Source organism: Gracilibacillus caseinilyticus (assembly GCF_022919115.1).
GTDB classification, from domain to species: Bacteria; Bacillota; Bacilli; order Bacillales; family Amphibacillaceae; genus Gracilibacillus; species Gracilibacillus caseinilyticus.
Window position 1 is genome coordinate 1,758,535 of the sequence record NZ_CP095072.1, and the last position, 26,010, is coordinate 1,784,544.

19 protein-coding genes and 1 riboswitch are annotated in these 26,010 nt (G+C 39.1%); of the genes, 13 read left to right on the forward strand and 6 right to left on the reverse strand.

Annotated elements, in window-relative coordinates:
• The first annotated feature begins 31 nt into the window (after positions 1-31).
• Both MUN88_RS08455 and MUN88_RS08460 read left to right on the forward strand, forming a co-directional pair.
• The gene (locus MUN88_RS08455; protein ID WP_244724403.1) at positions 32-841 is read left to right on the forward strand and encodes a carbohydrate ABC transporter permease; all 810 of its coding nucleotides are present in this window, start codon (positions 32-34) and stop codon (positions 839-841) included.
• A gap of 13 nt (positions 842-854) precedes the next feature.
• Positions 855-2,966: a glycoside hydrolase family 52 protein gene (locus tag MUN88_RS08460; RefSeq protein WP_244723291.1), complete on the forward strand. Its 2,112-nt coding sequence runs from the start codon at positions 855-857 to the stop codon at positions 2,964-2,966.
• A 496-nt stretch (positions 2,967-3,462) separates the two neighbouring features.
• Here the strand turns inward: MUN88_RS08460 and MUN88_RS08465 are convergent, their stop codons facing one another.
• A complete protein-coding gene (locus tag MUN88_RS08465) occupies positions 3,463-4,074 on the reverse strand; it encodes a YesL family protein (protein WP_244723294.1) in 612 nt (203 codons plus the stop codon).
• Positions 4,075-4,160: 86 nt separating this feature from the next.
• Positions 4,161-4,262, forward strand: a riboswitch (purine riboswitch).
• A 34-nt stretch (positions 4,263-4,296) separates the two neighbouring features.
• Between MUN88_RS08465 and ade the strand changes: the two genes are divergently transcribed.
• Positions 4,297-6,078, forward strand: coding sequence for an adenine deaminase (gene ade, locus MUN88_RS08470; RefSeq protein WP_244723297.1), 1,782 nt, complete (start codon positions 4,297-4,299; stop codon positions 6,076-6,078).
• A gap of 54 nt (positions 6,079-6,132) precedes the next feature.
• On the opposite strand, the gene MUN88_RS08475 is transcribed toward ade, so the two are convergent.
• The 5 genes from MUN88_RS08475 to MUN88_RS08495 form a co-directional block, all read right to left on the reverse strand.
• Positions 6,133-6,960, reverse strand: coding sequence for a carbohydrate ABC transporter permease (locus MUN88_RS08475; protein WP_244723300.1), 828 nt, complete (start codon positions 6,958-6,960; stop codon positions 6,133-6,135).
• On the reverse strand, positions 6,957-7,826 hold the full coding sequence (locus tag MUN88_RS08480) for a carbohydrate ABC transporter permease (protein WP_244724406.1): 870 nt from the start codon (positions 7,824-7,826) through the stop codon (positions 6,957-6,959). Before MUN88_RS08480 ends, MUN88_RS08475 begins: the two co-directional genes overlap by 4 nt.
• Before the next feature lie 365 nt (positions 7,827-8,191).
• Entirely contained in the window at positions 8,192-9,502 is a 1,311-nt protein-coding gene (locus MUN88_RS08485) for an ABC transporter substrate-binding protein (RefSeq protein ID WP_244723302.1), read from the reverse strand.
• A 269-nt stretch (positions 9,503-9,771) separates the two neighbouring features.
• Positions 9,772-11,541: a cache domain-containing sensor histidine kinase gene (locus MUN88_RS08490; protein ID WP_244723304.1), complete on the reverse strand. Its 1,770-nt coding sequence runs from the start codon at positions 11,539-11,541 to the stop codon at positions 9,772-9,774.
• A gap of 10 nt (positions 11,542-11,551) precedes the next feature.
• On the reverse strand, positions 11,552-13,081 hold the full coding sequence (locus tag MUN88_RS08495) for a response regulator transcription factor (RefSeq protein ID WP_244723305.1): 1,530 nt from the start codon (positions 13,079-13,081) through the stop codon (positions 11,552-11,554).
• A 353-nt stretch (positions 13,082-13,434) separates the two neighbouring features.
• Here MUN88_RS08495 and MUN88_RS08500 point away from each other — a divergent pair, with 353 nt between their 5' ends.
• The 10 genes from MUN88_RS08500 (at position 13,435) to MUN88_RS08545 (ending at position 26,010) form a co-directional block, all read left to right on the forward strand.
• Positions 13,435-14,418: an aldo/keto reductase gene (locus MUN88_RS08500; protein WP_244723306.1), complete on the forward strand. Its 984-nt coding sequence runs from the start codon at positions 13,435-13,437 to the stop codon at positions 14,416-14,418.
• A gap of 132 nt (positions 14,419-14,550) precedes the next feature.
• Positions 14,551-16,119, forward strand: a complete 1,569-nt coding sequence (locus MUN88_RS08505; RefSeq protein ID WP_244723307.1) for an FMN-binding glutamate synthase family protein — start codon at positions 14,551-14,553, stop codon at positions 16,117-16,119.
• Between the two features lie 44 nt (positions 16,120-16,163).
• The gene (locus MUN88_RS08510; RefSeq protein ID WP_244724409.1) at positions 16,164-17,354 is read left to right on the forward strand and encodes an ROK family transcriptional regulator; all 1,191 of its coding nucleotides are present in this window, start codon (positions 16,164-16,166) and stop codon (positions 17,352-17,354) included.
• 323 nt (positions 17,355-17,677) lie between these two features.
• Positions 17,678-18,517, forward strand: coding sequence for an AraC family transcriptional regulator (locus tag MUN88_RS08515; protein ID WP_244723308.1), 840 nt, complete (start codon positions 17,678-17,680; stop codon positions 18,515-18,517).
• A 115-nt stretch (positions 18,518-18,632) separates the two neighbouring features.
• Positions 18,633-19,922, forward strand: a complete 1,290-nt coding sequence (locus MUN88_RS08520; protein WP_369809964.1) for a sugar ABC transporter substrate-binding protein — start codon at positions 18,633-18,635, stop codon at positions 19,920-19,922.
• Between the two features lie 70 nt (positions 19,923-19,992).
• Positions 19,993-21,309 (forward strand): carbohydrate ABC transporter permease, encoded by a 1,317-nt coding sequence (locus MUN88_RS08525; RefSeq protein ID WP_244724412.1) that lies wholly within the window; start codon positions 19,993-19,995, stop codon positions 21,307-21,309.
• Complete coding sequence (locus MUN88_RS08530; RefSeq protein ID WP_244723311.1) at positions 21,309-22,151, forward strand: sugar ABC transporter permease; 843 nt, start codon at positions 21,309-21,311, stop codon at positions 22,149-22,151. The genes MUN88_RS08525 and MUN88_RS08530 overlap by 1 nt, the downstream gene beginning before the upstream one ends.
• 22 nt (positions 22,152-22,173) lie before the next feature.
• Positions 22,174-23,223, forward strand: coding sequence for a glycoside hydrolase family 53 protein (locus MUN88_RS08535; protein ID WP_244723313.1), 1,050 nt, complete (start codon positions 22,174-22,176; stop codon positions 23,221-23,223).
• 24 nt (positions 23,224-23,247) lie between these two features.
• Complete coding sequence (locus MUN88_RS08540; RefSeq protein WP_305852499.1) at positions 23,248-25,299, forward strand: beta-galactosidase; 2,052 nt, start codon at positions 23,248-23,250, stop codon at positions 25,297-25,299.
• Between the two features lie 432 nt (positions 25,300-25,731).
• Positions 25,732-26,010, forward strand: coding sequence for a hypothetical protein (locus tag MUN88_RS08545; RefSeq protein ID WP_244723316.1), 279 nt, complete (start codon positions 25,732-25,734; stop codon positions 26,008-26,010).

The window sequence follows — 26,010 nt, forward strand, 5'->3', positions numbered from 1 at the left end:
CGGAGAAACAAGCTTATGGACCAGAATTGGTATGACGCTGCTTTATATCGCATTAATCATTGTAGCGATTTTTCAGATATATCCATTGGTATGGTTGTTTCAGTTTTCATTAAAAAGTAATGCAGAAGTTTTTGGGATGTCACCATTCTCACTGCCTCAAGATCCACGATGGGAAAACTATGTCCGTGTCTGGACGGATGGAAATATCAGTCTCTATTTTTTCAATAGCGTCTGGATTACGGTGGCGTCGGTGTTGTTGACAATTTTGTTAGCTAGTTTTGTTACCTTTGCGATAACGAGAATGTATTGGAAAGGAAGCAAGTTGGTATTAGGACTGTTTATGGTCGGTTTAATGGTGCCCATTCATTCCGCGCTAATACCGTTATTTTCGTTTTTCTTGAAACTGAACTTAATTGATCATCCATTGTCATTGGTATTATCGTATACAGCATTTAATTTACCATTAACAATTATGATTTTGTTAGGTTTTTATTATACATTACCGCGTGAGATTGAAGAAGCGGCAGTAGTGGACGGGTGCTCTGTTCATCGGATCTTTTTTCAGATTACCTTACCAATGACAACACCAGTGCTGGCCACAACGGCAATTATTAATATGATTTATAACTGGAATGAATTTGTGTTTGTTAATACTTTTATCAGCTCGGATGAATTTAAGACATTAACAGTAGGTATTCAGAACTTTATCGGTCAATACTTAACGGATTGGGGCGCAATCGGGGCGACATTAATGATCAGTATCATCCCGATCTTAATAGCTTTCCTTGTCTTAAGTAACCGAATTGTCGAAGGTATTGCGGCAGGATCAATAAAAGGATAAAGGAGTTATCAATATGCCAGAGAATCAGTTTTTTAATGCTCATCATTCACCAATTGGTGCTTTTTCCAGCTTTACCTTAGGCTTTCCTGGGGCTGGGGGTGGATTTGATTTAGAATTAGGTCGTTCTCCTAAAAAAAGCGTATATATCGGAGTTGAAAAGAAACAGGAAGCTGGGAAGTATCAGGCTTTGCCATTTTTCGATACTGGGGAAGATGAAAGTAAACGTTACGATGTCGAAAATATCGAGCATAACCCAATTACAGAACAGCTTGTTGAACCTTTTGCAAAAGAATCAGTAAAGCGCCAGTTCGCTTTAGGAACGGATCAGTGGACTGCAGGAGATTTAACGTTTACTATTTATTCACAAGCAGTGGGAGTACCTGATCCTGATCAAGCGAATGAAACGGAGATGAAACATACAATTGTCCCTTCCGTTATTGCGGAAATAACGATTGATAACCGAAATGGTGATCGCGATCGTCGAGCTTTTTTTGGCTATGAAGGCAGTGATGTGTACAGTGCAATGCGTCGTCTTAATGATACGATGGATGGAATTCAGGGCGTTGGCCAGGGAAGATTAACGGCGATTACGACGAAGGATCCTGATGTGCAGGCTGCACTGCAATTTAGTATTGAAAAGCTGCTGGTTACGGAACACGAAGAGAATTGGACATTCGGGCTAGGGCCGATCGGTGCACTGGTGATGGATGTTCCGGCGGGAGAAAAGAAAACGTATCAATTTGCTTTAAGCTTTTACCGAGGTGGAATGGTTACGACAGGACTCGATACAAGTTATTACTATACCAAGCATTTTGCAAATATTGAAGAAGTAGCGGCGTATACGTTAGATCATTTTGAGGAAATAAAGGAAAGAGCAATCAAGTCCAATCAGCTGGTGGAGGCTGACCATCTTTCAGAGGATCAGCGCTTTATGATGACGCATGCGATTCGCAGTTATTACGGCTCGACGCAAATGCTCGCGACGACAGATAATGATGTTTTTTGGAATGTGAATGAGGGCGAATACCGGATGATGAATACATTTGATTTAACGGTAGACCAGATGTTTTTTGAGTTGAAACAAAACCCTTGGACCGTAAAAAATGAGCTTCAATATTTCATTGAGCGCTTCAGCTACATCGATACCGTTCGTTTTCCAAGTGATGAAACCGAGTATCCTGGCGGTATCAGCTTTACCCATGATATGGGTGTAGCGAACGCCATTTCAAGACCACATTATTCGTCTTATGAAATGTATGGCTTGGATGACTGCTTTTCCCACATGACTCATGAACAGCTTGTTAATTTTATTTTAACTGCTTCGGTGTATGTGGAACAAACGGGCGATCAGGCGTGGCTTGCCGATAATATCGGTGTTTTAGAGCAGACGTTGCAAAGTATGGTAAATAGAGATCATCCTGAGCCAGCTAAACGAAATGGGGTAATGGGGCTTGATTCTTCCCGTGTAAAAGGTGGAGCAGAGATTACGACGTATGACAGTCTGGATGTTTCTTTAGGTCAGGCTCGCAACAATATTTATTTAGCAGGAAAAAACTGGGCTAGCTATCTTGCATTAGAAAAGATTTTTAAGGAGCAAGGGATGGAAGAGCTTGCCGCATTAGCAGGTGATCAGGCAGTTAGATGTGCGAATACAATTGTCGAAAATGTAACAGAGGACGGCTATGTCCCTGCCGTTATCGGAGAAGGAAACGATTCGAAAATTATTCCGGCAATTGAAGGATTAGTCTATCCGTATTTTACAAATAATAAGGATGCGTTGGATCCAGAAGGTCGTTTTGGTACCTACATCAACGTGCTAAAACAGCATTTGCAAACTGTTTTAACAGAAGGTGTCTGTCTATTTGAGGATGGCGGCTGGAAAATCTCTTCAACAAGCAATAATTCCTGGTTAAGTAAGATTTATTTAAATCAATTTATTACCCGTGAGATTTTAGGATTTCCATGGGGCGATCAAGGAGCAAAAGCGGATCAAGCTCATGTAAAATGGCTAACACATCCAATCTTATCGATCTGGAGCTGGAGCGATCAGATCCTCTCCGGCGAAATCATTGGTAGCAAATATTATCCACGTGGTGTTACAAGTATTATTTGGTTATATGAATGAGAAGACCGGCATTGATGCCGGTCTTTTTGCTTAACAAATCATAAGGTCATCATGTGAAAGAATACAAATCTTATACGATATGTGGAAGATTTGTATCCTAATCGTGAAAAGGAGCCAAAAGAGAAAGCAGAATGCGAAGGTTTGTATTGAAAGTGGGGAAAGGAGTCAAAAGGGAAAGCAGAATCTGAAGATTTGTATCGAATAGCAGAGGAAAAGATCCCAAAAGCTAGACAACACCTCAAAAAGTACAGTTAGCCAACGTTACTCCCCAAAAATATAGGGGTGGATTCACATTTATCTGTTACAATCGATAGTTCCCCGGATACACCAATGGATTAATCTTCATGATAAATCTTCGAAGAATAATAGACGTAAACAGCCAAACGCTTATTTATTTTTTTGCGTAAAAAAAAGCTAGTACCTCGTAATACAGGACTAGCTTTATTGTCATTTTGAACTATTTCATATGCTAAGAATTCACGCCGGCCAATCAAGTCTACAACTGCTCCTGTTTGGCTGCTACTTTCTTAAATGTATGGTAAGTCGTTCCCATAATGATATAAGCTGGTAAACTGGCGCCGAAGAAAAATAACGAACCTGGAATCAGCCACATCACATATAGCATACAGGCAGTACCAGCTAACATGGCAATATTATGTAATGGATGAATTAACATGATAAAAAAAGCATTTTTCCAAACATCGATAAATCGCACGTCATAATGGACAAATGTTGGTATAATATATATCAAAGTTAAAGAAACTGCTAACATAAACAAGTATAATGGTATCTTAATAATCCCTAACAATCCCTCCTGGTTGTATTGGATGAATTGGAAGTTAATAAAGAAGATAATAGCTAAAGCGTAAAAAATCAATCCGAACAAATTACTTTTCCAAAACTCAGCTTTATACGTTTCCCAGAATTGTGCGAAGACTGGTTGATCCGTGTTTCCCATTATCCATTGACGAATCAAGGTGAACATGGCAACTGTCGCTGGGAATAACCCGAAGATCCCCAATCCCAGAATCGTAAAAGCGATCCACAGCAAATTCACATAAGCAAATCGGGTTATCCATTCGGTTGCAGCAAATAAAGAATTTCGCATTATTTTTTTCTCCTAAATGTAGTTAATGTATTATCCATTTTACCACAATCGAGACAGTAGAAAAACATTGACGCTCAAGCGCTTACAATCGTAATATGAGTAAAACATGTATAAGCTTATGAATAAGGCGTAGGCGTATCTACTTAACGACCATAAATCGTTAAACTATATGAGAGAATTCTCCTCCATATAGCATGTAAAACAAGGAGAGGAGCCCAAAATATGAGCAGACAATTATTGAGGAAAGTAGCACTCGGTGAAGAAAAAGCAGATCTAGTCATACAAAATGGGACGTTAGTTAACGTGATGACAAGAGAATTACAGCCTGGTATTGACGTGGCGATAAAATCAGACAGAATCGCATTTATCGGGAAAGCTGATCATGTTATTGGTAAGGAGACAACAGTTATAGATGCAAGTGGAAAATACATCTCCCCGGGGCTTATGGATGGTCACATGCATGTGGAAAGTACAATGCTGTCTGTTACAGAGTTTGCCAAAGCAGCACTCAGAAAAGGAACGACAGCTGTGTTCATGGATCCGCATGAAATTGCCAATGTCCTTGGAGCAGAAGGGGTAAGGTTGATGCATGAAGAAGGAAGACAACTGCCTTTAAAGGTTTATACAACGTTTCCTTCCTGTGTCCCAGCTACCAATGATTTAGAAGATGCCGGGGCAACGCTTGACGAAAAAGATATTGAAAAAGGTCTGACATGGGACGGTGTCGTAGGTCTTGGAGAAGTCATGAATTTTCCTGGTGTCGTGTATGACGATCCCAAAATGATCAAAGAAATAGAAGCGACAATAGCAGCTAACAAGACGGTTACAGGTCATTTTCCTGATGGGACGAATGGTATGCTTCAGGCATATATCGCTTCAGGTGTAGACTCATGTCATGAAACCGTCGCAAGGGAGCAGGCTCTGGAGAAAGCACGACTGGGTATGCATATTATGATCCGTGAAGGGTCTGCATGGCATGATGTGAAAGAAGTAATCAAGATCGTTACAGAAGACGGAATTGATCCGACGAATGTGACGTTAGTGACGGATGATGTCTATCCCCAAACGTTAGTCGAAAAAGGGCAATTGAATCATGTTGTTCGCCGTGCGATAGAAGAAGGAACAGATCCGGTTCTGGCTATTCAGATGGCAACGATCAATGTCGCTCGATATTTTCAGATGGATAAGCAAATGGGAAGTATTACGCCTGGTAAAAAAGCGGATCTTATTATTCTGGAGGACCTCCAGGCAATGGACGCCACTACAGTAATTACAGATGGAGAAATCGTTGTGGCAAATGATCAAATCGTTAAAGAAATTCCGGTGTATACCTATCCCGACAAAGCGAAAAACACGGTCAAATTAGCGCGCTCCTTATATCCTTCCGACTTTGCTTACGTGACGGATACGGAAGCAAAGCAAGTGATGATTAACGGAATTCTTGCCATCGAAAACAGTGCCAGAACGGAACGCATGGAAGCAAGTTTACAAGTAGAGGATCATGTTATTCAAATGGATTTGGAACAGGATATCATTCAGCTCGCCTGTATCGATCGCCATCATGGAACTGGTCAGATTTCATTGGCATTTGCTAAAGGCTTCGGTTTGCAATCAGGTGCTGTTGCTTCCACTGTTGCACATGACAGTCATAACTTGCTCGTCATGGGTGTTGATCGTGAGGATATGGCAATTGCGGCCAATAAATTAGCGGAATCCGGTGGTGGAATGATTGTTGTTAAAGATGGAAAGGTGTTAGCACATGTTCCCATGCCGATTGCCGGTTTAATGTCGGACAAGCCGCTTGAGACGGTGGTCAAGCAGGTGAAACAAATGGAGGCAGCATGGCAAGAGTTAGGTTGCAGCATTCATGCGCCATTTATGACTTTCTCACTGATTGCTTTGCCAGTTATACCAGAAATTCGTATTTCAAATCGAGGTTTGGTAGATGTTACGAAATTCGAATTAATCGATGTCATTCAACAAAAAAATACGTTCGTAAAATAATCAACAAAAAAACCATCGGCTTCCTCAAAATGCCGATGGTTTTCCTTATAAAAATTAACCTTTTACAGAACCCATCATACCAGCAACGAAATGTCTTTGCATCAAGAAGAATACAAGTGCTGTTGGAAGGGTTGCGATAACGATCGCAGTCATAATCACACCGTAATCTGGTGTATAACCAGCTCCAAGGTTCGAGATTAATAACGGAATCGTTTGCTTTTCTGGCGATTGTAATACAACTAATGGCCATAGATAGTTATTCCAGCTATTCATAAAAGCGATAATCGCAGCGGCTGCATATGTTGTTTTCATCGTCGGAAGATAGATACGGAAGAAAATTCCGATCTCACTAAGGCCATCAATTCTGCCAGCTTCCACTAAATCCCTCGCAAACATCTTCGTGTTTTGACGGAAGAAGAAGATGAAAAACGCTGTAATAATCGTTGGCAATAAGGCAGCTGCTAATGTATCAAGACCGATTAACGGTGCATCAGCAGACACCTGACCAAATAAGCGGTACAGTGGAATCATGATTGCAGCAAATGGAATCATCATCGACAGAATCAAAACGCTGAAGACGATATCTTTTCCTTTTGAGCGATAAATCTCAAAACCATAACCAGCCATGGAACCGATTAAAAGGGTTAGGAATGTGGTAATAACCGCAATGATAAGGGAATTCCATATGGCTGTACCGATTTGCGTCTGATCTAATAAATTCTGTAAATTCTCAACAAATGCTGTACCAGGCAATAAACGCCCTTGTGTGACATCAACAGATTTGTTCGTCATACTCACGAGCATCCATAAAAATGGAAAAATCGAAACAAACGCGGCTACACTAAGAAATAAATAGATGAAAAATCGTTTTAGTTTTTTCAATCTCGATCACCTGCCACTTTAAATTGAATAAAGGATAGAATTACAACTAGGATCAAGATGACATAAGAAACAGTTGCTGCATATCCAAAGTCTGGCGTATATTCAAACGATAAGTTATAAATATACATAGAAATTGTCATTGTTGCGTTACCAGGACCACCACTCGTAATGTTCATTACTTCATCAAATAGTTGTAACGTACCGATCGTAGATACGATAGAAGTAAATAAGATGATCGGTTTAAGCATTGGTATCGTAATTTGGAAAAATTGTTGCACTGATGAAGCACCATCAATTTTTGCCGCTTCATAGATTGATTTATCCACGTTTTGCAGTGCGGATAGATAGAAAATCATATTGTATCCTGTCCATCTCCATGTAATCGCAATAATAATCGTGATTTTAGCCCAGAATGGATCTGAAAGCCATGCAATTGGGCTGGAGATGAGGTTCATCCCCATCAAAAAGTCATTCACTAACCCGTTATTCGCAAATAAATATTTGAATATAACAGCGTATGCTACTAGTGATGTAACTGCCGGTAAGAAAATAGCTGTACGGAAAAAGCCTTTAAATTTCAATGTAGGATCATTTAATAACACGGAAAAAATCAGTGCTAATACAATCATTACAGGTACTTGAATTAACAAATAAAGAACGGTATTCGTTAAAGCTGTAATAAAGGTCGGGTCATTAAATAATCTTACATAGTTGTCAAAACCGACAAATTCTAGATTAGCACCCATACCTGATTGTAAGGATAGCAGGAATGCTTGAATCATTGGGTAAAAATAAAAGAGACTGATACCTATTACAGATAAGAGGATAAAAATCCAGCCAATATAATTCTTTTTTAATCGGTGCATCAGTGAAGTTTGCGGTTGCTTTGATACAGTATTGGAAGATTGATTCACGTTTGTTCCCCCTCCTCATTCATGAGTTTTCTTTGATTCAATAGATTGTGTTCATATACCCTTTTAAGGGGAGCCCGCTACCTCGTGGGGCTCTCCCTTAAGGGCTTTATTTATTTTTTGATGGATCAGTTAAGAATTTGTACGTTGCTAACCAGCGCTCTGCGCTTTTCATGTGTCTAGCTCCGAGCGTCAGCAACTAGGCGACTTCACGAATCGCCCTCCGATAAGTCATCATCAGCTCCTTCGTCGCTGTGATTCCTTTATCGCCTGCGCTTCAGTCCAGACCATACGTTGCTACCCAACGCTCTGCGCTTTTCTTACTTAAATTGGTTTTCTGCTTGTGCTTGTGCGTCAGCTAGTACGTCTTCTAGAGATTTACCATTCAAGTATTGTTGGATTTCTGCTGCTAGAATGTCTTCGATTCCGTAAGTGTTCATGCCGTAATCAACTTGTGGAATTTCTTCCATCCATTGCGAGAAGTCATATACTACTTGCTGGTTGTTAAAGAATTCGTTTTCGAACTGGTAAGCATCACCTTCAGATGCAGGAGTGTATGTTCCAAGTGCGCCTACATCTTCTACAAGGCTTTGGTAGAAGTCAGTGTTAGATCCGAATGTTTTGCCTAAAAATTCTGCTGCTGCTTCTTTACCGTCAATGTTTAAGACATACCATGAGCTACCACCTTGGTTGGATGCATTTTTTGCACCTTCCATGTCTAAACGTGGTGTTGGAGCAACTCTCCATTTACCTGATTGAGACTCTTCTGCTTCGACACTAGCAGCGATCCAGTTACCAGCAGGAACAGATGCTACGTCACCACTGTTGAATGCGGCTAAGTATTGGCTCCAATCAGATACTAATTGTACAAGATCATTTGACATTAGTTCTTTGTAGTGAGTTAATGCTAATTTTAATGGCTCGTTATCTAATAAATTGATTTCGCCATCTTCATTTGTGTACCAAGTACCTGTTGTTTGCATCATGACACGTAAAATACCTAAATCATTTGGATCAAGTGCCAGCATAGGGTGACCTGTTTTTTCTTTTACATTTTTTGCAATTTCAACGAATTTAGCCCATGTAATATTTGTTAAATCATCTTGTGTGTAACCAGCTTCCTCAAGGTAATCTGTACGATAGAAGAAACCTGTAGCACCAGTATCGAATGGAAGTCCGTACTGTTTACCATCTAGACTGGTTGGTGCAATTTTATAGGAAGCGAAATCTTCTGTATTGAAATAATCTCCGATTGGATAGAATGCATCCGGATAAGATTGTAAAAAGCTTTGTGCACGTTGATCTTCGATTAATACAATGTTTGGCATACCTTTCATCGTACCAGAGCTAAGACCAGTGTTAAGTTTTTGAACGATATCATCTTGTGCATTTTCAATAATTTCTAATTCAAAACCTTCAGCGTCATAATTTTCTTTCGCAAGTTCAAGTGCTGCAATATTAAAGTTAGGATCCCATGCCCATGCAGTCAGTTGAGAAGTACCTGAAGCATCGTCTCCACCTTCTGAATCTCCCTCAGATGAATCATCTCCACCAGAACATGCTGCTAAAACAGTAGCTGTTAGAAGCGCTATCATTAGCAGCCAAAATTTGTTTGTGATACGTTTACTCATTGCTAAAAACCCCCTATATATTTTTTTATAAGTTTCGTTGAAATCGTTTTCAACGATGTAACATGATTGTAACAAAAAAATACTAAAGTCATCTTGGATGATCTTTAGTAATAAATAAGACTATTTTTAGAATGGACAAATCCATAAAATGCTATTCGTAGATTTTTTGGAAAAAGGTATTTTTTTTAGATAATGAGTTTACCATATTGAATTACCGATAAATAAGCAATGAAGAGGGAGCCATCACCTGCACTGATGGTAATCTCCAGTTATTCCGGGTGCTCGTGAACAGGAAGAACAATAATCACTTTCGTCCCTTTGGCAAGCTCGCTTTCAATTTCGACACCATATTCTTTCCCATACAGTAATTGAATACGCTCGTGTACATTCTTTACACCAATCCCGCTGAACAATTGTCGTTTTCGCTTCGTTTTTACCGTTTTGTTATCGATCTGATCGGAGACCATTCCATCTCCATTATCGACAATCTCACATACTAACTGATTATCACGACGTGCAATCAATATTTGAATAAAGCCGTTTTTCTTTTTGGTAAATGCATGGAAGAATGCATTTTCTATAAATGGTTGTAATACAAGCTTAGGCAAGTACAGATCCAGGCAATCTGGAGAAATTAAATAATTAACTTTAATCCGATCGCCATAACGGGCTTGATTAATTTGTACATAGTTCTTTAAATTTTCCAGTTCTTGTTCGACACTTACTGTTTCGTCAACATTACTTAATGAATTTTGAATAAGTGCAATAAACGAATCCATCGTATTCTCAGCTGTTTCTTGTTTTTCTTGTTTGATCATAAATTTGATCGATGCTAACGTGTTATAAATGAAATGTGGATTGATTTGATGCTGTAATGCTTCTAATTCAGCTTTTCTCTGTTTTTCCTGAGTATTCATAAGTAATTGCACATAATCCTGTAATTCATTTAACATATAATTAAATGCTTCGGCTATCTTTTGAGTTTCATAGCCACCTGTTACTTTTAACGGTTTATTGAACTGGTACCTTCCCATGTCTGAAATTTGATTCACCAATTGACTGATCGAGACAGTCATTCTTCGCAAAATCAAGAACGCGACCAGTACGGCAATGCCAACGATAGCCACACTAATTAAGATAATATCGCTGGTATCAATCACATTATCAGCCACCACTTTCTGATCAATCAAGTTCACCAGATAAACATCAAGACTTGGAAGATATTGTGAAAGAATCGTATATTCATGTTCGAACACGTTCACTTGGCGATATTCCAAATTCTCATCTTCAAAGCTTTTTGCATAGTTTAGCAATTTCTCTGACGTGTCACCAATACGTTCTTTTAAATTACTAGAAATAATTTTTCCACCGGGAGTAATTAACATAACATTGTTGCCGGCACTCGTATAACTTTCGTAGAACTCCCTCAGATCACGCTCTGTTAATGAAAAAAACAAATAACCATAAATATAGTCCGATTGTAAACGTAATGCTTTTGAGGCAACGATCATAGGGACACCATTCGTGACTTCAGAGTTCTCAAACTGGTAGACAATATCATTCGAGCTTTCCTGGACGCGCTTAATTAAATCAGAGTTAGCCAGCTTGTTTCCATTTACCGGCCATTTAATATAATTCATATTAAAGATTTGACGATTATTACTCATAATGATCATGTTGGCATCATTAGGGTCTACCTCCGCATAGATTCTGTCCATTTCATATTTCATTTCATAATAAAAATTAGACACATCGACGGTGGTAGGGTGACTTTCTAACAATGCCTGTTTCATCACACCATTTGTTTCTACTTCCAATGAGGCAGAGACAGTAGATTCCGTGAAATTGTCAATTCTTTCGGTAATCTGATTCATGATTTTTGAATTGGTAATACTGAACGTATCCATAAATAAGTTACTCGACATCTGGATACTGCTGTACGTGATCGATAAGGAGACAGCTAGAATGCTGATTACCATGACGAGAAAGATTTTGATAAACAAATTATTTGCCTGAATGACTTTTAGAAATCTTTTCATTAGTACTTCCTCAATTCATTGTCTTATTATCCCGCCGAAATGTGCTTGGAGATACGGATGCTACTTTTTTAAATACTTTGGTAAAGTAACTAGGATCTGAATAGCCTACTTCTTCACTGATAGCAGATATGGACAGATCGGTAGTTTGCAATAACTTCATTGCATTCTTGATGCGTACATGATTTAAGTATTCGCTAAATCCTTCCTGATGATGTTTACTGAAGTAACTGGATAAATAAGAAGGATTAAAATGAAAATGATCAGCCAATGTCTTTAAAGTTAAATGTTGTTCATAATGATCATCGATGTAATCAAGCAGCAGTTGAATATTAGATGTTGTTTCGATATTAGAAGGTAACACTAAGTTTTCTACTTTGGCAATAAATGCGTCAAATACGGCGATCGCTTCACGAATATGAAAAGCATCATTAATGTCGGAGAAGTAGCTGTATTTTTCTGCTTCCAATTCTTTTATGGAATAATTCATGTTACCAAGCAGCACGATGATATTAAAGATAATATTCTCTAACCAGGATTTGAATTCAAAGGCATCTCGATCATACTGATGAGAGAGAATCCCAATATGCTCATTTAAGTAGATAAAAGCTTCCTGGAACTGTTTGCGTTTGATAAGGTAAATCAGATGATTCAAGTCAAAATCTGGTTGTGTATCATCCTGTGCAGGTAACTGATCATAGGCAAGCAATTTTCGGTCTGCTAAATAAAAATGATATTGCTGCAGCTTCTTCTGATTTGTTTCATATATTTCTTTTAATTGATCAATAGAGTCAAAAGGTTGTCCAATAATCCACTTTACAGATGATGAAGCAGCTGCCTTATGACAATTCTCAACGGCCGTTCTAACATGCTGTAAGTCATCCGTAACAAAATTCGTAACAAAAAGAATACCTTCGTCTTGTACAGGAATATCTATATGGATGACATCTTTTAGCTCTTTTTTAAAGAGAGTAGTCATCTGTTGCTTTGACAGGCTTGGTGGATGTTTTTTACTCCAAAGCGCTTCCACCAATACAAAGGTATCGTATGGAAATTGTTCTTGGATAGTGTTCATATCCCGATGTGAATGATAGCCTTCAATCATTTTTTTTAATATGCAGTGAACAGATGAATTGCTCGTTTGGATGGTCGGTGACTTCTGTTGTCTCACCGTGACACGATTGAGAGTTTTAATTAATTCTGTCGTGTTTAATTTCGGCTTTAATATATAATCCGCAACGCCGTTCTGGAAGGTTTGCCGTACATAATCAAAATCTTCAAAACTGCTTAAGACAATGATTTCTGTATCGGGATAGTTTTCTTTGACTTTTTTCACTAATTCAATTCCGTCCATACCTGGCATGACAATATCTGTGATCATAATCTGCGGCTGATAGGTTTCAAGTAGTTCTAAAGCTTCTTCACCATTCGATGCCTCGCCAATTATTTTGTAGCCTTCCTGTTCCCATTCTATATAGTTAATAATGCCTTGTCGGATCAGCATTTCATCATCTACGATTAAAACTTTATAAAATTCTTTCATTAATTGATTTGTCCTCCTTATTAAGGAAATCCTGCTTCTATTTTATCACGGCGCTAACCGTCCGTAATACCCCCACCTCAAGATGCGAGAGATAAATAAGAAGCTAAGTGGGGGATAAACGGACGATAACTTCCTGATAAGTTTCGCTAGCAATCAGTGGGGTCAAAAACCCTCACTGATTGAAGTCTCACTTTATCATATCAAATCATGCAGCAGTGTACGATGATAAATATTGGAAGTGTTTTCAACAGGAAGCGGATTATTTTTGTTTTAACAGAAGGCCTATGTATAATAGAAAGTGAAAGCGCAGTCACGTACTGGATTCATCAAAATGAATGAAATGGAGAGGGATTATGAAATATCGTCAATTTGGAAAAACAGATATGAAAATCAGTGAATTGAGTTTTGGTACTTGGGCGATAGGAGGTGCTTGGGGACAAACGAATGATACAGAAGCCCTCAATGGGTTAGCGCGAGCGATGGATGCAGGCGTTAATTTCTTTGATACGGCAGATGTTTATGGAGATGGACACAGTGAGGAACTGTTGGCAAAAGCAACGAAAGGTAAAGAGGATCAAATTCACATTGCTACGAAATTTTGTCGTGCTGGAGATATTCATGATCCGGCCAATTATTCCGAAGCCGCCGTCACAAATTATGTAGAGAATAGTCTAAGAAGGTTGGAACGTGAACAACTGGATCTTATTCAAATCCATTGTCCACCAATCGAGATAATTCGAGATGGTGCCGTATTTGACGTATTGGATTCATTGAAGAAGCAGGGGAAAATACGCCATTACGGTGTCAGTGTGGAGACGGTGGAGGAAGGATTATTAGCAATGGAAAACCCTAACGTCGATGCGCTGCAGGTCATTTTCAACATCTTCCGGCAAAAGCCTGTTACGGAACTGTTCCCGGTAGCCAAGCAAAAGAATGTCGGAATTTTAGCAAGGGTTCCATTGGCAAGCGGACTTTTAACAGGTAAATTCTCGTCTGGTCATCAATTTGAAGAAGACGACCATCGAAAATTTAATCAAAATGGAGAAGCCTTTAATGTCGGTGAAACTTTTGCCGGACTACCATTTGATAAAGGAGTGGAATTGAGTAATCAGCTGGATTGGATCAAAGATGGCCGAGGTAATATGACAAGAGCTGCACTGAAGTGGATCTTAAGTCATGACGCTGTTTCCTCAGTTATTCCAGGATTTAAAACGGTCAAGCAAGTCGAGGATAGTCTGGCGACGATGGAAGTGCCTGATTTCACAGAAACTGAGCTTAAAAGATTACAAAACTTTTATAAAAATGACGTGCATGATCATATTAGAGGTCCCTATTAATACAATGAGGTATGGAAACTTTCCATACCTTTTATTTTTTGCGTTAGGAATTATAAAATTTTTGCAATGAAAAAGCTCGACGTAGTGAAAATGTAAAGTGTACCAAGTATAAGAAAAAAGCGGGGGACGGATATGGCGGAGATGGCATCGGTGATTTTGTTAAGTATGGTTGTGGTTATTCTAATCATTCCAGGCTTGTTAATGCTATATGCCTTTTTAACTGACCGAAATCAGAAAAGGCATGCTGTACTTAAGAATTACCCGTTGATTGGCAGGGTTCGTTATTTCTTGGAAAGTATCGGTCCTGAATTGAGACAGTATTTATTCACAGAGGATAATACCGGAAAACCTTTCTCGAGAAAAGATTATCAAGATGTTGTCTTGCCGGCAAAGTATAAGAGACGACTAGAGGGATTTGGCTCCAAACGGGATTTTGACCAACAAGGGTATTATATAAGAAATACGCTGTTTCCGAAGTTAAAAGAAGAGCTGTCAATCCAGCATTCACCACTTATCGATACAAAAATTTATCACGTTGACAAAGAAAACCTTTTTTCGCGCAAAGAACATCGTCAATCGAAGCAAGTATCCCCTTATTTATTAAAGGAAGAACATGAGGTCGTCATTGGTCCTAACGTCAAACACCCTTTTCGTTTGCGAGGACTGATTGGCATGTCTGGGATGAGTTACGGTGCACTCGGGGATCGGGCTATCAGTGCTTTATCCATTGGCTTAGGTCGTGCAGGTGGTACGTGGATGAATACAGGAGAAGGCGGCTTGTCTGCCTATCATTTCAAAGGGAATGTCGATATCATCATGCAGATAGGTCCCGGCTTATATGGTGTGCGTACCAGTGACGGAAAGATGTCATGGGAACAGTTAAAACAAAAAGCAGCGATCACACAAATCAAAGCATTTGAAATAAAGCTAGCACAAGGTGCCAAAACAAGAGGCGGTCATTTGGAAGCAGAGAAAGTAACAGAAGAAATTGCGCGTAATCGAGGGATTGAACCATTTAAGGCCAACGACAGTCCAAACCGTTTTCATCAGTTTGATAATGTCTACGGTTTATTAGATTTTGTGGAAGAGGTCAGATCGGTGTCCGAAAAACCGGTCGGAATTAAAATCGTCGTTGGACAGGAAGAGGAGATTCATCAGTTAGCAGAGGTGATGAAAACATCTGGAAAGATTCCCGATTTTATTTCAGTTGATGGCGGGGAAGGTGGAACCGGTGCTACTTTTCAAGAGCTGACAGATAGTGTCGGATTACCGATAAAATCAGCGATTCCGATCTTGCACCAGGCATTAATCAAAGCTGGTGTACGTGACCAGGTGAAGATTATTGCCTCAGGTAAATTATTTACACCTGACCGGATGGCCTTAGCGTTAGCACTTGGTGCCGACTTAGTGCAGGCGGCTCGTGCTTTTATGATTACAACTGGCTGTATCATGGCTCAAGTCTGCCATACCAATCATTGCCCTGTAGGTGTAGCGACTACTGATCCAAAATTGCAACGGGGCTTAGATATCGAGGAAAAATCATATCGTGTCACTAATTATGTACTATCGATTAGAGAAGGTCTATATAACATTGCATCAGCAGCGGGAGTGGAATCTCCATCCCAGTTAAATGAACGGCATATCGCATTTAAAGATCTTTATCATGTTGTCCACAAGAATCATTTAATGACACACAAATAATGTGGTATACTTAGTAAAGTATATTAAGAAAGTTGGGGAACATGATGCTGCGCGGAAGCTTTCAATGGATGAAATCATTAAATAAATCAATTATTCTTAATAAAATTCGTACCTCTGGCTCTATTTCACGTGCTCAAATTGCTAAGGAAACGCAATTAACACCACCAACAGTAGGAACGATTGTCAAAGAATTATTAGAGCAAGGTTTAATCAAAGAAAGCCAGCTTGGTGCTTCGCAAGGCGGCCGAAAGCCTACCATGCTGGTGTTGAATACAACCGGATTCTATATTATTGGCATTGATGTCGGACCGGAGGATATTCAATTTGTTATCTCTGATTTGTCAGGGGATATCATCGATGAGCAGGAGCATCCTTTAACCACAGGGATTCAAAAACAGGCCTTTTTGCAAATGCTGGTGGAGGTAGTCACGCAATTAACCCAAAAGCACGATTCCTTACAATTTATTGGTATAGGTGTTGCCATGCATGGGGTGGTCGACGCGGATCAGGGGATATCCATATTTGCGCCTAACCTCAACCTCCGTGATGTAGCAATCAAACAACACCTTGAAGCACATTTTGACATGGATGTGAAGGTAGAGAATGACGCCAAAGCATTAGCATTAGGAGAAGCGTGGTTTGAGAATAAAACGACGCACAGAAGCATGATTGCGGTCAATGTTGGTCGAGGGATTGGTGCTGGTATTGTCATCGATGGCAAATTATTTAGCGGTGAACATGGGATAGCTGGTGAAATTGGCCATATGACGATCGATTTAAAAGGTAAGCGATGCACATGTGGTAATGATGGCTGTTTGCAAACCGTTGCTTCCGGTCCTGCTATAGGAGAGCGAGCTATGGAACTGCTGGCAGAAGGTAATCCATCACTTCTAGAAAAACATTCTAAAATGATCACAGCGGAAATGGTTCACCAGGCGGCAGTCGATGAGGATCAGCTGGCAAAGAATATTTTAGAAGAAGCAGGGAATTATTTAGGAATTGCGCTCACAAACCTGATTCATGTCTGTAATCCGAGTTCGATTATTATCGGAGGTGGCGTGGCACAAGCGGGTGAATTTATTTTAGCCCCCATCGTCGAAACCATCCAGACAAGAACCATTTCCGACCAAGCACAACAAACACCAGTATCCCTTTCTAACCTGGGGCAATACGGCTCCGCCTTAGGTGCAGTTGCTTTGATTTTAAGTGAATTATTTGAACCGAATATGAATTGAATAGATGAAGAGGAAGCGGCTAAATACATCGGATGTGTTTAGTCGTATTTTTGTTGCTAAAAGCATTTAGGTGAATGAAGGAAATGTATTGTTATGGAGTTTAAATAAAAGAATGGTCTAATAATGCGGATTTTGTTAACTAGCTTAGATGTTCATTTTGAAATGATTCATGTGCTACATCGCTCCGGCCAACCATTTTGTGTCCTGCGGGGCACAGCTGAAGCTAACTGCTCAATGTTAAAAAGAATTTGGCTCCTCTTCCATTTTTCAATTATAATAGAGAAAGTAGTTCTATCAGATTACAAGAAGAAAGGGGATAGCTGATGGATGAGAAAAAACGATTTACTTTTTCTGTATCCGAGAATCCATTGCCCTTGTATATAGAAAGTATCGGGTATAATCCCTATGAATTAGATTTTCATCGACCTGAGGGATACCCATACTATCATTGGCTCCAAACAGTGGATGGAGAAGGGACTATTGAATTAGCAAATCAGACTTTTTCTCTGCCAAAGGGAAAAGGAATTCTATTGACACCTTACACACCACATAGTTACTATTCCAATCATGATGCAAAAACACATTGGAAAACGTATTATATAACATTTACTGGAGCGGCGATTGACGCGATCTTGAATGCGTTAGACATGAACTTTTCCGCTTTGTATGAAGAAACGGAAGATATTTCGTTTCATCAGAATATGGAAAAAATGATAATCAAACTCGAAAATGATCAGGATCCGCATCATTTGTCACATGAAATTTCCGCTGATTTATATCAATTTATCATGCATTTGAAGAAATACGGAAAAATGAATGACCGGTTATCCGTATTACAATCCTTTGAAAAAATTAAAGTGATTGTAGAATGGTTGGAGCAAGTCTATCCACAAGATATTGGCTTGTATGAAATATCAGAAAAAGCGGAAGTAAGCTCTCAGCATCTAAACAAAATGTTTCATGATACGTTTGGCATTAGTCCATACTCTTTCCTTGTTCAATTACGTATCCGAGAAGCGAAACGAATTATGATTACAGACAGGGAGTTATCGTTAAAGGAAATTGCTAAAAAAGTTGGATTTAATGGGGTCAGCCATTTTGTTTCAACCTTTAAAAAAAGAGAAGGGATAACGCCTAGCACGTATCGAAGCCTGCATCAATAATGATGCGGGTTTTGTTTTTTGAAAGTAAGTTAGAAGAATTTGATATATACCTAAAAATGTAATCGCTTTATAATAATGAGTGTAGAGATAATAAATTAATTTTATTAAGGAGGTCATGAAGTTGGCGAGAAGCAAAACTTTGTGGGGATTATTAGTAATGGTAGCATTTATTCTATTGCTTGCAGCATGTGCACCTGAACGTGAAGGGGCAGAAGAAGCAACTAACGAGAACGAAGGAACGACTGAAGAGGGACAAGATACAACAGAAACAGATAAGCCTGAAGAATTAGTAGTTTGGGTAAATGATGAGGATATTGCAGAAGATGTTGCAACTCAAATGTTTGATAAATATACAGAAGAAACAGGGATTAACGTTCGCGTTGAACGTGTAGCACTTCCGGATCAAGTGCAGGAATTAGCACTTGCTGGACCAACTGGTGATGGACCAGACTTATTCTTCCAACCGCAAGATAGCTTAGGAGATATCGTTGCACAAGGGCTTGCTCTTCCGATTGAATATACAGAAGAAGAGAAAGCAGCATTTACAGACGTTGCGATGGATGCCTTTACTTATGAAGGGGACATTTATGGCGCACCAGTCGCAATTGAAACATATTTTACTTACTATAATAAAAGCTTAATTGATACTGCTCCAGAAACAATCGATGATGTCCTGGCAATGTCGAAAGAATTAACAAATGCAAGTAATGATGAGTATGGATTTTTAGTATCACCAGAATTCTATTATCTATATTCTTTCATGAACGCATACGGCGGATATGTATTTGGTGAAGAAAATGGAGTCTATGATCCAACTGATATTGGTTTGGATAATGAAGGATCAATTGAAGGTTTACAAAAATATAAAGATTTTATCGATGAAGGTTTACTACCGAAAACATTAACAGTAGATGTTTTAGATGGTTTATTTAAAGAAGGTAAGGTAGGTATGGTTGTAAGTGGTCCATGGAATATGCCTATTTATAAAGAAGCGCTTGGAGATGACTTAGCAACAGCGCCACTTCCAAAAATGAATGGCGAAGTTGCTCCATCATTTGTTGGTGTTAAATCGTGGCTAGTATCTTACTTTAGTGAGCACCCAGAATGGGCAACAGATCTTGCTAAGTTTATGACGAATGACGAAAATTCTCAGCTTTACTATGATGTGACAGGTGAATTACCGCCAAAACCTGAAATTTTAGATGCAGTGGATGATCCAATTTATGCAGGATATACGGAGCAAGTACCACATGGTGCATTGATGCCAAATATCCCAGAAATGTCACCAGTATGGGATATGGACGTAGCGATTGAATTGATTAACAACGGATCTGATGTAGAAAGCGCAGTAAAAGATACTGTTCAGTCAATTAAGGATAACATCGATACGATGGGGACTAATTAATATAGGATAAGGGGTTGTCTTAATGGCAGCTCCTCCATTTTGGATTTTACAGAATAAAGAGGTGGTACAGATGGCAAGTGGGATAAATATAAACAGACAGCCTTCTGATTTTCAAAGAAAATTAAACCCGAATGTTGCTATGGTTCTTTCCATATTACTTGCAGGACTTGGACAATTGTATAACAGACGCTATGTGAAGGGAATTTCTTTTATCATATTGGAAATTGCCTTTATTTTAGCGACTTTCGACTTTCTCTGGTTAGGACTATGGGGAATTATCACGCTGGGAACAATACCTGGTGTAGACCATTCCATTTATTTATTGGTTTATGGTATTGTTGCTTTGCTCCTACTGGCAATAGCAGGGACGTTCTATGTTTTGAACGTAATTGATGCGCGAAAACAAGCGATCCAAATTAACAATGGCTGGGTTTCACCTGGAATCAAACAATCATTAAAAAATTTGTATGATAAAGCATTTCCTTACATTATGACGCTTCCGGGAGTTATCTTGTTAATTTTTACAGTGGTCTTTCCACTATTATTTGCGATTGCGTTAGCATTTACAAATTATGACTTATATAACTCACCACCACGAAATCTAGTAGAGTGGATTGGATTTGGTAATTTCACAGATTTAGTGACGGTTGATCTCTGGAAGAATACCTTTACCAGCGTATTTGTATGGACGATTATCTGGACATTAGTGGCGACATCGTTCCAAATAGTAGTCGGACTGATTCTGGCAGTGCTTGTAAATGATAAGCGTGTCCAATTCAAAAAAACGATCCGTACGATTCTGATTTTACCTTGGGCCGTTCCAGGTTTTGTGTCTATTTTAATCTTTGCGGCTATGTTCAACGATGAGTTTGGTGCTATTAATAAAGATATTATAATTCCATTGATAGGTGGAGATGGTTTACCTTGGTTAACTGATCCATTTTATACGAAAATCGTCTTAATCATGATTCAGACATGGTTAGGTTATCCATTTGTATTCGCGCTATTTTCAGGGGTACTGCAGAGTATATCTTCTGAATGGTATGAGGCTGCTGAAGTGGACGGTGCGACCCGTTGGCAAAAATTCAGAAATATTACCCTGCCACACGTTTTGTTTGCAACAGCACCATTATTAATCATTCAATACACAACAAACTTTAATAACTTTAATATTATTTATCTATTTAATGAAGGTGGACCAGCCGTACAAGGTCAAAATGCCGGAGGAACGGATATCTTAATCTCTTGGGTTTATAAACTGACATTTGAAACGAATAACTACAGTATGGCGGCTGCTATTTCGTTAATTATTGGTTTAATGGTTTCTATTTTTGCTATTTTCCAATTTAGACGTACTAGTTCATTTAAAGAGGAGGGGAATATATAATGAGTCCTAAATTAAAATCAAACTTGGAGCTTGTCGGCATATATGGCATCTTTGCATTTATGGCAGTGATCATTATATATCCGATTATCTGGGCAGTAGGTATGTCACTTAATCCAGGAAACAGTCTCTATTCTGCGACCATTATTCCGGAGGATTGGTCACTTGAGCATTATAAATGGTTGTTCACTGATCCAAAGAGTGATTATCTGACATGGTACAAAAACAGTATGATCGTATCGGGGTGTGCTGCGTTATTTTCTGTGATTATCACATCCTTTGTCGCTTATTCATTTTCTAGATATCAATTTATCGGGAAAAAATCAGGTCTCTATACGTTTTTGATCCTGCAAATGTTCCCGGTAATGATGGCGATGGTTGCATTATATATTTTCTTGCATTTAATTGGGCTGCTAGATACACTTACCGGTTTAATCCTGATATATATCGGTGGTCAAATTCCATTTAATGCATGGTTAGTGAAAGGTTATTTAGACACGATTCCAAAAGGTCTTGATGAAGCTGCCAGAATTGATGGTGCGGGACATTTTACGGTGTTTATTCGTATTATTATGCCACTGGCAAAACCGATTCTTGCAGTGGTTGCGTTATTCAATTTCATGACACCATTATTTGATTTTATCTTGCCTTCGATTATTTTAAGAAGTCCAGAAAACTATACAATTGCCTTAGGTTTGTTTAACTTTATCAATGATCAGTTTTCCAATAATTTCACACGATTTTCCGCTGGTGCGATATTGATTGCGATACCTGTTGCGATTATTTATCTGTTTTTACAGCGCTTCTTAATTTCCGGTTTGACTGCAGGAGGAACAAAAGGATAAGGAAGATTTGGAGGAGTAATGCATGACAAATAAAGAGTTTATTAAGGGTGTCGATCTCTCATTTGTAGATGAGGTGGAAACTGAAGGTGGACAGTATTATATAGACGGGCAGCCAGCGGATGTTTATCAAATATTAGATGAAGCTGGTGTCAACGCTGTACGCCTTCGGTTATGGCATACACCCTCTGGGGGATATACGAATTTAGATAGAACGATTGAAATGGCCAAACGTATAAAAGCTTATAATATGGAGTTCTTGTTAGACTTACATTACTCAGACTACTGGGCAGACCCTGGTAAACAGATAAAACCGAAAGCATGGGAAACATTAAGTTTTGAAGAATTAGTGGATGTAGTCTATAGTTATACGAAAGAAGTAATGGAAGCCTTTCAAAAAGAGGGCCTTCTCCCTGATATGGTTCAAATAGGAAATGAAATTACCAATGGCATGTTATGGGAAGAAGGAAAGATTTATCTTGAGAAACAAGGTAAGGAAATTGAGAACTGGGATGGCATTATCCCTTTACTAAAAGCAGGACTTAATGCTGTAAAAGATGTGGATTCTCAAGTGAGAACGATGATTCATATTGACAGAGGTGGAGATAATCCGGGATCGCGCAAGTTCTATGACCAAATGGCAGCGTATAAGCTTGACTATGATGTGATTGGGCTATCCTATTATCCATGGTGGCATGGTCCTTATGAAGACTTTGAGTACAATATGGCAGATGTGGCTCAGCGCTATCAAAAAGAAATTATTGTGGTTGAGGTAGCTTATCCATGGGCACTTCCAGACTATATTCCAAATGTGGATGATGAACCAGATATTCGTGAAAATTTAGTACCGGGCTATCCAGCGACAGAAAAGGGGCAAAAGGCTTACTTAGAAAAGCTGATTGAAACCGTCAAACAAACGCCTGATCAATTAGGAAAAGGCATATACTATTGGGAGCCGTGCTGGATACCTTCAAAAGATACGTGGTCTGTTGGGCATGAAAATAATTGGTCTCACCTAACCTTATTTGATAATCAAGGCAATAAGTTAGCAGGGTTAGATGCATTCAATAAATAACATACAAGAAAGACAGGTGATAACATGAAATTCAAACCAGTAAGTGAAAAAATACCAAAAATGTTACACGGAGCAGACTATAACCCGGAACAGTGGGAAAAGTATCCGGAAGTGTTGGAGGAAGATATTCGTTTAATGAAGCTTGCCAACTGTAATGTCATGTCGGTCGGCATCTTTTCCTGGGCGAAATTAGAGCCGGAGGAAGCAACGTTTACTTTCGAATGGATGGATAAATTATTGGATACGTTCCATGAAAACGGTATATTTGCGTTTTTGGCGACACCAAGTGGGGCAAGACCTGCATGGATGTCAGAGAAATATCCGGAAGTGTTAAGAGTGGAGGCGAATCGTGTCCGTAATTTACACGGTTTACGTCACAATCACTGTTATACGTCCCCGGTATATCGTGACAAAGTAACGACAATGAACACGAAATTAGCGGAGCGATATGCAGAGCATCCGGCAGTAATCGGCTGGCATGTTTCCAATGAATATGGTGGCGAATGTCATTGTGATTACTGTCAGGAAGCCTTTCGTGATTGGCTAAAGGAAAAATATCAAACATTGGATGCTTTAAATGATGCGTGGTGGACCACGTTCTGGAGTCATACGTATTCCAGCTGGGCGCAAGTGGAGTCACCAGCTCCGCACGGGGAATCCATGGTACATGGATTAAACCTTGATTGGAAACGCTTTGTTACACACCAAACATTAGATTTTTATCGTCATGAAGTGAAACCGTTAAAGGCAGTAAAACCAGAGATGCCAGCAACGGCAAATTTTATGGAATTATTTGAACCGTTAAACTATGCGAAGATGGCGGATGATATCGATATTATTTCATGGGACTCTTACCCATTGTGGCATGATACAAGTGATCCATCCTATCGAGCAGCTTATACAGCGATGAACCATGATTGGTTCCGTTCCTTAAAAGATGGTCAGCCATTCTTATTGATGGAAAGCACGCCAAGCTTAACGAACTGGCAGCCAATCAGTAAATTGAAAAAGCCAGGCATGCATAATTTATCATCTTTACAAGCGGTTGCTCATGGTTCTGACTCTGTACAGTATTTCCAATGGCGCAAAAGCCGTGGATCTAGTGAGAAGTTTCACGGGGCAGTCGTTGATCATCTTGGCAGTGAACATAACCGGGTTTTTCAAGAAGTAAAAGAATTGGGAGAAAATCTCTCCCAATTAGACGAAGTAGTAGGAACGACAGTAGATGCAGAAGTAGCGATCATTTTTGATACGGAAAATCGTTGGGCTGTCAATGATTCGCAAGGTCCACGTAACAGTGGTGTGCACTATGAGCGTACAGTAACCGAGCATTATCAGGCATTCTGGGAGCAAGGTATTGCGGTTGATGTTATTGATTCCGAAAAAGATCTTTCTAAGTATAAAGTAGTCGTGGCGCCAATGTTATATATGGTTCGCGAAGGTGTCGGCGAGAACATGGAGAAATTTGTTAAAAATGGCGGAACGTTTGTCACGACTTATTGGTCTGGAATCGTTAATGAGACAGACTTATGTTTCTTAGGCGGATTCCCAGGTCCATTACGTAAAACGTTAGGTATCTGGTCAGAAGAAATAGATGCCTTATATGATGGCCAGACGAATCATGTAAAAGTAATCGGTAATAATGAATTAGGATTGAGCGGGGAATATCAGGCGAAAGAACTTTGTGACCTGATTCATTTGGAAGGCGCTCAGGCTTTAGCACAATATGGCAGTGATTTCTATGCAGGCAGACCAGCCTTGACAGTTAACGATTTTGGACAAGGTAAAGCCTATTATATCGCTTCTCGTAATGACCGTTCCTTCCATAAGGAATTCTTTGAAAAATTAGCAGATCAGGCAGGATTAACACGGGCAACAGGCGGAACGCTGCCAGTTGGTGTCAGTGCACAAGTCCGTACTGATGGCGAGAATGATTATTTATTCTTGATGAACTTCTCCGGTGAAAGCCAGGATATTACGCTTGCTGAAGGAGAATACCAGGATCATGTAACAGGGGAAGCGGTATCAGGAAATGTAACATTAACATCGTATGATGTGAAAGTGTTGAAAAAATAATAGTAATGGATGAGCAGACCAGATCAAGGGTGATTTGGTCTGTTTCTATTATTATAAAATAAAATGTAGGTTCTTATAATACGGATTATGTAAAGTGGACTGTCTGAAGTTGTGGTAATATTCAAAGATTTCATCTGCTTAGCAAAGCTCCGGAAATATGCTCTGCAGGACGCGAAGTGGTTGGCCGGAGCGGTATCCCAGCACATGAAACATTTCAAAATGACCACTAAGCAGCTAGTTGACATATTTCGTATTATAGGTAGCTATATATTTTTAAGTTCATTAGAAGCGACCAGGTTTATGCCCGGTTTTCTTAGAAGAAATAGCAAATCATTTGTTATTTTATGTTAAAATTGGTAGTAATACATTTTTTAATCATTTGGGAAAAGGTGAAATTTTGCTTATTGTTAAAAAGTGAGGTGGGCAAAAGAGATGGATAAAATACAAGTAGGTACTACATTAGGTTATCTATCGATAGTAATGGTGTTGATTAATATTTTGATATTTTTTATCATGCGTGGCCCGAATGTCGATTTGAAACTGGTTGTTAAGATTTATAGTATCCTTTCAATATTAGGAATTTTATTTAGTATTGCAACTTTCATCATGTCCAAAAAAAGGATACTTTTTATACTTGGGTTAGTTACAAATGGAACCGTTCTCATATTGGTGTATTTTTTATTACTAGCAATTGGCATTAGTGAACCATAA